The organism is Streptomyces sp. NPDC002671, assembly GCF_053592475.1.
This window is the reverse complement of sequence record NZ_JBSFVU010000032.1, coordinates 20,504-27,701: the sequence shown is the minus strand read 5'-3', so window position 1 is coordinate 27,701 and position 7,198 is coordinate 20,504. Positions and strand designations below refer to the sequence as shown.

Annotated in this window: 7 protein-coding genes; 6 read left to right on the top strand and 1 reads right to left on the bottom strand. The window is 75.0% G+C overall.

Annotated features, from left to right (window positions below):
• Positions 1 to 10 precede the first annotated feature (10 nt).
• Positions 11 to 742, bottom strand: a complete 732-nt coding sequence (locus tag ACWD35_RS35680; RefSeq protein ID WP_451355508.1) for a ZIP family metal transporter — start codon at positions 740 to 742, stop codon at positions 11 to 13.
• 139 nt (positions 743 to 881) lie between these two features.
• On the opposite strand from ACWD35_RS35680, the gene cobM reads away from it, so the two are divergent.
• Genes cobM through cobC form a run of 6 tightly spaced genes read left to right on the top strand, consistent with a single transcriptional unit; the run spans position 882 to position 7,196 of the window.
• Positions 882 to 1,700: a precorrin-4 C(11)-methyltransferase gene (cobM, locus tag ACWD35_RS35675; RefSeq protein WP_451355507.1), complete on the top strand. Its 819-nt coding sequence runs from the start codon at positions 882 to 884 to the stop codon at positions 1,698 to 1,700.
• Positions 1,697 to 2,953: a precorrin-6y C5,15-methyltransferase (decarboxylating) subunit CbiE gene (gene cbiE, locus ACWD35_RS35670; RefSeq protein ID WP_451355506.1), complete on the top strand. Its 1,257-nt coding sequence runs from the start codon at positions 1,697 to 1,699 to the stop codon at positions 2,951 to 2,953. Before cobM ends, cbiE begins: the two co-directional genes overlap by 4 nt.
• On the top strand, positions 2,950 to 4,641 hold the full coding sequence (gene cobJ, locus ACWD35_RS35665) for a precorrin-3B C(17)-methyltransferase (RefSeq protein WP_451355505.1): 1,692 nt from the start codon (positions 2,950 to 2,952) through the stop codon (positions 4,639 to 4,641). Before cbiE ends, cobJ begins: the two co-directional genes overlap by 4 nt.
• Complete coding sequence (locus tag ACWD35_RS35660; RefSeq protein WP_451355504.1) at positions 4,638 to 5,228, top strand: precorrin-8X methylmutase; 591 nt, start codon at positions 4,638 to 4,640, stop codon at positions 5,226 to 5,228. Before cobJ ends, ACWD35_RS35660 begins: the two co-directional genes overlap by 4 nt.
• Positions 5,225 to 6,160 (top strand): sirohydrochlorin chelatase, encoded by a 936-nt coding sequence (locus ACWD35_RS35655; protein WP_451355503.1) that lies wholly within the window; start codon positions 5,225 to 5,227, stop codon positions 6,158 to 6,160. Before ACWD35_RS35660 ends, ACWD35_RS35655 begins: the two co-directional genes overlap by 4 nt.
• Complete coding sequence (gene cobC, locus ACWD35_RS35650) at positions 6,150 to 7,196, top strand: Rv2231c family pyridoxal phosphate-dependent protein CobC (RefSeq protein ID WP_451355502.1); 1,047 nt, start codon at positions 6,150 to 6,152, stop codon at positions 7,194 to 7,196. The genes ACWD35_RS35655 and cobC overlap by 11 nt, the downstream gene beginning before the upstream one ends.
• Positions 7,197 to 7,198: the final 2 nt, after the last annotated feature.

Sequence of the window (7,198 nt, the reverse complement as noted above, 5' to 3'; positions counted from 1 at the left end):
GCCGCTGCGGTCAGCCGCCGGAGATGCCGACCACCAGCCAGATGAAGGCCGCGCCGGCCACCGTGCACAGCAGGGTGGAGCGGGCGGGGTGCTCATGGTGGGCCTCGGGGAGGATCTCTGCGGCGGCGAGGTAGAGCAGTACGCCGCCGAAGAGGCCGAGGTAGCCTCCGAGCACCGGTTCGGGCAGGTGGAAGAACGCGGTCGAGAGCGCGCCCACCAGGGGTGCGCAGGCGTCGGCCACGAGCATGCCGATCGCCCGGCGGCGCGCGTTGCCGTACAGGCTCGTGATGGTGAAGGTGTTGAAGCCGTCGGCGAAGTCGTGCGCGATCACGGCGAGCGCCACGGAGGCGCCCATGCCGCCGCCCACCTGGAAGGCCGCGCCGATCGCCACCCCGTCCATCGCGCTGTGGCCGACCATGGCGGCTGCCGCCGTCAGGCCCACCTCGGGCGCCCGGTGGCCGTGCTCGTCGCCGCCGTGGGACGCCTGGCGCGCGGCCAGCGTCCGCTCCACGAGATGGGCCAGCAGGAAGCCGGCCACGAACAGCAGCAGGGCCGCCGGTACGCCGAAGACCTCGCGGTCCGCGGCGTGCAGCGCCTCGGGCAGCAGGTCCAGGCCGACCACGCCCAGCATCAGACCGCCGGCCAGCCCGAGGACGAGATGGCGACGGTCGGTCACGCGCTGTGCCGTCCAGCCGCCGGCCAGCGTCATCAGGAACGCGCCGAGCGCGACGAAGACCGCCATAGGCCCTTGCTATCCGATGGAGGCGGCTGCGCGCACATCGGGCACGTTCACAGACCGGCCACACCCTGACATTCCGCCCGTTCACAGTCCAGTGACAGTCGCTTCACCTTCGATGTTCCGCACGAGAGGACCTCTTCCCATGGCCGACTCCCCCACCGGCAAGGTGACGTTCGTCGGTGCCGGCCCCGGCGCCGCCGATCTGCTGACGTTCCGCGCCGCGCGCGCGATCGCGGAGGCGGACGTGGTGATCTGGGCGGCCAGCCTGGTCCAGGCGGAAGTCCTCGAGCACGCGCGCGAGGGCGCGGAGATCCTGGACTCGGCGACCATGTCCCTGGAGGACGTCGTCGCCGTCTACGGCCGTGCGCACGCCGAGGGCCTGAAGGTCGCCCGCATCCACTCCGGCGACCCGGCGCTGTGGGGCGGGACGCAGGAGCAGCTGGACCGGTGCGCGGAGCTCGGGATCGCCACGGAGGTCGTCCCCGGCGTCTCCGCCTTCTCCGCCGTCGCCGCGCTCGCCCAGCGCGAGCTGACGATCCCCGAGGTCGCGCAGTCCGTCGTACTGACCCGGCTCGGCGGCGGCAAGACGCCCATGCCGCCCGGCGAGGAGGTGCGCGAGTTCGCCCGGCACGGCACCACCATGGCGATCTTCCTGTCGGCGGCACGCAGCGGCCAGCTGGTGCGGGAGCTGCTGGAGGGCGGCTATCCCGCGGACACCCCCGTCGTCGTCGCCTACCAGGCGACCTGGCCGGAGGAGCTGGTCGTGAAGTGCACGATCGGCACGCTGGAGGAGACGGTCAAGGAGCACAAGCTGTGGAAGCACACGCTGTTCCTGGTCGGCCCGGCCCTGGACGCCCACGGGACGCGTTCGCACCTGTACCACCCGGGGCACTTCCACGGCTTCCGCAAGGCGGACCCCGAGGCGCGCAGGGCGCTGCGCGAGCGGGGTGCGAGCACGTGATCACCGTGGTGGGTACGGGCACGGGGGCGCCCGTACCGCAGGACGTGCTCGCCGGTGCCGCGCTGGTCGTCGGCGGGCGGCGGCACCTGGAGGCCGCGGGGCTGCCGGAGGGCGTGGAGCACGTCGTCCTCGGGCCGCTGGCGCCCGCGCTGGACGTGATCGCGGAGTACGTCGGCAAGGAGCTGCCGGTCGTCGTGCTGGCCTCCGGGGACCCCGGCTTCTTCGGGATCGTGCGGGTGCTGGCCGAGCGGTTCGGGGCCGGGCGGCTGGATGTACGGCCCGGGGTGTCCTCCGTGGCGACGGCGTTCGCCCGGCTCGGGCTGCCCTGGGACGACGCGGTCGTGGTCAGCGCGCACGGCCGGGACCTGCGCACGGCCGTCAACGTCTGCCGGGCGCGGCCCAAGGCCGCCGTGCTGACCGGGCCCGGGTCCGGGCCGGCCGAGCTGGGTGCCGCGCTCGCCGGGCACGACCGTGTCCTCGTCGTCGCGAGCGCGCTCGGCGACCCCGGGCGCGAGCGCGTGGAGCGCGTGACGCCCGCCGAGGCGGCGGCCCGGGACTGGGGTACGGCGGTGAGTGTCGTGCTGTGCCTGGACGAGGACCGGGCGCTCGGTGCCGTGCGCACGGTCGCCGGGGTTCCTCAGCCGCCCGCCCAATGGGCCCTGGAGGAGGGCGAGTTCGCGCACCGGGACTCGATGATCACCAAATTCGAGGTGCGGGCCCTCGCCCTGGCCCGGCTCGCGCCGCGCCTGGGCGACCTGGTGTGGGACGTCGGCGCGGGCTCGGGCTCGGTGGCCGTGGAGTGCGCGCGGCTCGGCGCGGCTGTCGTCGCCGTCGAGAAGGCCCCGGACGGCGTCGAGCGGATCCGGGCCAACGCGCGCGCCCACGGCGTCGATGTGCGCGTGCTGCACGGTGCGGCCCCGGACGCGCTGGCCGGGCTGTCCGGGCCGCACGACGATCCCGACGCCGTGTTCGTCGGCGGCGGGGGGCGCGAGCTGCCCGCCATCGTCACCGCGTGCGCGCTGCGGGCGCGGCGGAGCGTGGTCGTCGCGATGGCCGCGCTCGACCGGGTGCCGGCGGCGCGCGAGGCCCTGACCGCTGCCGGTTTCCGCTGCGACGGAGTGCTGCTCCAGTCGTCGCGGCTGGCGCCGCTGCCCGGGGACGTGACCCGGCTCGCGGCGACCAATCCTGTGTTCCTGCTGTGGGGCGTCAGACCCCTGGCATCCAGTGCGTCTAATGAAGGAGTGTCCCAGTGATCGGCCTCATTTCCGCCACCGCGGCGGGGGCGGCGGCGCGCGACCGGCTGGCCGCGGCGTGGCCGGAGCGCGCGCGGGTGTACGACGGGCCCGTGGGCGAGGCCGTACGGGCCGCGTTCGCGGAGTGCGAGCAGTTGGTGTGCTTCCTCGCCACCGGCGCGGTGGTACGGCTGCTCGCCCCGCTGCTCGGCGACAAGGCCGCCGACCCCGGTGTGGTGTGCGTGGACGAGGGCGGCCGGTTCGCGGTGTCGCTGGTCGGCGGGCACGGCGGCGGCGCCAATGAACTCTCCCGCGAGGTGGGCGCGTTGCTGGGAGCCGAGCCGGTCGTGACGACCGCCACGGACTCCGTCGGGCTGCCCGGTCTGGACACGCTCGGGTTCCCCTTCGAGGGTTCGGTCGCGGCGGTCTCGCGGGCCCTGCTGGACGGCGAACCGGTCGCCCTGGAAGCCGAGTTGGCGTGGCCGTTGCCTCCGCTGCCGACGGCCGCGCAGGGGGCGTACACGATCCGGCTGACCGACCGGGACGTCGAACCGGGCGAGCGCGAGGTGCTGTTGCGCCCGCCGTCCCTGGTGGTCGGCGTGGGCGCCTCCAAGGGGGCGCCGACGGAAGAGGTGCTGGGGCTGGTCGAGGGCGCGCTGCGTGAGGCGGGGCTTTCGCCGAAGTCCGTCGCCGAACTCGCCACCGTGGACGCCAAGGCCGAGGAGCCGGGCATCGTGGCCGCCGCCGAGCGGCTCGGGGTGCCCCTGGTGACGTACTCCGCCGACGAGCTGGCGGCCGTCGAGGTGCCCAACCCCTCGGACGCGCCGCTCGCGGCGGTCGGGACGCCCTCGGTCGCCGAGGCCGCCGCTCTGATGGGCGGTGGTGAACTCCTCGTGCCCAAGCGGAAGTCGGAGCGTGCGGACGGGCAGCCGGCCATGGCGACCTGCGCGGTCGTACGGCGGCCGGGGCGCGGGCGGCTCGCGGTGGTCGGGCTCGGGCCGGGCGCCCGGGACCTGCTCACCCCGCGTGCGACGGCCGAGCTGCGGCGGGCCTCCGTGCTGGTGGGGCTCGACCAGTACGTCGACCAGATCCGCGATCTGCTGCGGCCGGGCACCCTGGTGCTGGAGTCGGGGCTCGGCGCCGAGGAGGAGCGGGCCCGCACGGCGGTCGCCGAGGCCCGCAAGGGGCACGCGGTGGCGCTGATCGGCAGCGGGGACGCGGGCGTGTACGCCATGGCCTCCCCCGCGCTCGCCGAGGCGTCCGACGACATCGACGTGGTCGGGGTGCCGGGCGTGACGGCCGCGCTGGCCGCCGGGGCGATCCTGGGCGCGCCGCTGGGCCACGACCACGTGTCCATCAGCCTGTCCGACCTGCACACGCCGTGGGAGGTCATCGAGCGCCGGGTGCGCGCGGCGGCCGAGGCGGACATCGTGGTCACCTTCTACAACCCGCGCTCCCGGGGACGGGACTGGCAGCTGCCCAAGGCGCTCGGCATCCTCGCCGAGCACCGGGAGCCCGCCACGCCCGTCGGGGTCGTACGCAACGCCTCGCGGCCGGACGAGACGAGCCGGGTGACCACCCTCGGCGCACTGGATCCGGCATCGGTCGACATGATGACGGTCGTCACCGTGGGCAACACCGCGACCCGCACCATCGCGGGCCGCATGGTGACCCCGCGCGGCTACCGCTGGCAGGAGGAGCCGAAATGAACCGTGTGGTCCATCCCATCGAGGAGGAGTCCTTCCGGCGGCTGCGTGCCCGCCTGGACACCTCGCACTTCCCGCCGCTGACCCGGGCGGTGGTGGAGCGGGTCATCCACTCCGCCGCCGACCTGGAGTACGCGTCCGATCTCGTCATGGACGAGGACGGCCTGGTGAAGGCGCACGCCGCGCTGCACGCCGGGGCGCCCGTCGTCGTGGACGTCGAGATGGTCGCCGCCGGGATCACCCGGCGGGAGACCGTGTGCCGGCTGAAGGACGCCGAGGCCGGTCCCGGGCTGACCCGTTCGGCCCACGCGATCCGGCTCGCGTACGAGGAGGTCGGGCCGGGCGCCCTGTGGGTGATCGGCTGTGCGCCGACCGCCCTGGAGGAGCTGCTCACCCTGGACGCCTCCCCCGCGCTCGTCATCGGCCTGCCCGTCGGCTTCGTCGGCGCGGCCGAGTCCAAGGCCGCGTTGCGCGAGAGCGGGCTGCCCGCCGTGAGCAACGTGTCCGAGAAGGGCGGCTCGGCGGTCGCCGCCGCCGCGCTCAACGCCCTGCTGTACCACCCCGTTTCACCGTTCGAGGAGACATCGTGACCACCCCGCCGCCCGCCCTGCTCATCGCCGGCCACGGCACCCGGGACGAGGCAGGAGCCGAGGCCTTCCGTGACTTCGTCCGGGAGTTGGGCCGCCGCCACCCCCGACTGCCCGTCGCGGGCGGCTTCATCGAGCTGTCCTCGCCGCCACTGGGTGAGGCGGTCGCCGAGCTGGTCGAGCGGGGCGTACGGCGGTTCGCCGCGGTGCCGCTGATGCTGGTGTCCGCCGGGCACGCCAAGGGGGACATCCCGGCGGCGCTGGCCCGCGAGAAGGAACGGCACCCGGGCGTCTCGTACACCTACGGCCGCCCGCTGGGCCCGCATCCGGCGCTGCTGAGCGTGCTGGAGCGGCGGCTGGACGAGGCCCTCGGCGGCACCGTGCGTACGCCCGCGGACCGGGCCGACGTCACCGTGCTGCTCGTCGGGCGCGGCTCCACCGACCCCGACGCCAACGCCGAGGTGCACAAGGCGGCGCGGCTGCTGTGGGAGGGGCGCGGCTACGCGGGCGTGGAGACGGCATTCGTGTCGCTGGCGGCGCCGGACGTGCCGAGCGGCCTGGACCGGTGCGCGAAGCTGGGCGCCAAGCGGATCGTCGTCCTGCCGTACTTCCTGTTCACCGGGATCCTGCCGGACCGGGTGCGGCAGCAGACCGAGGGCTGGGCGGCGGCGCATCCGGAGGTCGAGGTGCGGTCGGCGGACGTCATCGGGCCCGAGCCGGAGCTGCTGGACCTCGTGATGGAGCGGTACGAGGAGGCGGTCAAGGGCGATCTGCGCATGAACTGCGACTCGTGCGTGTACCGGATCGCGCTGCCGGGCTTCGCGGACAAGGTGGGGCTGCCGCAGCAGCCGCACTTCCACCCGGACGACGACGGCCACCACCACGGACCCGCGCACCACCATCACCACCACGACGGACACGCTCATGCCCACTGAGCACGATCTGCGCCACCACGGGGACGCCGAGATCCGTGACGGCGGGGCGGCGCTGGTCGACCTCGCCGTCAACGTCCGCGCGGACACGCCCCCGCGGTGGCTGCGGGAGGAGATCGCGGCGTCACTGTCGTCCCTCGCGGCCTACCCGGACGGGCGGGCCGCGCGGGCGGCGGTGGCGGCGCGGCACGGGCTGCCGGTGGAGCGGGTGCTGCTGACGGCGGGCGCCGCGGAGGCGTTCGTGCTGCTGGCCCGCGCCCTGAAGGTGCGCCACCCCACCGTGGTGCACCCGCAGTTCACCGAGCCGGAGGCGGCGCTGCGGGACGCGGGGCACACCGTGCACCGGGTGCTGCTGCGGGCGGAGGACGGCTTCCGGCTGGATCCGGCGGCCGTCCCGGAGGACGCCGACCTGGTGGTGATCGGGAATCCGACGAATCCGACGTCGGTGCTGCATCCGGCCGGGGCGATCGCCGAACTCGCCCGTCCGGGGCGGACGTTGGTGGTCGACGAGGCGTTCATGGACGCGGTGCCGGGCGAGCGGGAGGCACTGGCCGGGCGGACGGACGTGCCCGGCCTGGTCGTGCTGCGCAGCCTGACCAAGACCTGGGGTCTGGCCGGGCTGCGCATCGGCTACGTGCTGGCCGCGCCGGAGACCATCGCCGAGCTGGAGCGGGCCCAGCCGTTGTGGCCGGTGTCCACGCCGGCGCTGGCCGCGGCCGAGGCGTGCGTGGCGCCGCAGGCGCTCGCGGAGGCGGCGCACGCGGCGCACCGGATCGCCTCGGACCGGGGTCACCTGGTGGCGGGGCTGTCCGCCTTCGCCGACCGGGGTGTACGGGTGGCCGGTCCGGCGGAGGGGCCGTTCGTCCTGGTCCGTATGCCGGATGCCGCCGCGGTACGGCACCGGCTGCGCGAGCTGGGCTACGCGGTGCGGCGGGGGGACACGTTCCCCGGGCTGGACGAGGACTGGGTACGGGTGGCTGTACGGGACAGGGCCACGGTGAACGGATTCCTGGCGGAGCTGGAGCGGGCACTGGGCTGAGC

Excerpts from the sequence above, each read along its gene's own strand:
- ACWD35_RS35680 (WP_451355508.1), bottom strand. The coding sequence starts at position 742 with ATGGCGGTCTTCGTCGCGCTCGGCGCGTTCCTGATGACGCTGGCCGGC.
- cobM (WP_451355507.1), top strand. The coding sequence starts at position 882 with ATGGCCGACTCCCCCACCGGCAAGGTGACGTTCGTCGGTGCCGGCCCC.
- ACWD35_RS35660 (WP_451355504.1), top strand. The coding sequence starts at position 4,638 with ATGAACCGTGTGGTCCATCCCATCGAGGAGGAGTCCTTCCGGCGGCTG.
- cobC (WP_451355502.1), top strand. The coding sequence starts at position 6,150 with ATGCCCACTGAGCACGATCTGCGCCACCACGGGGACGCCGAGATCCGT.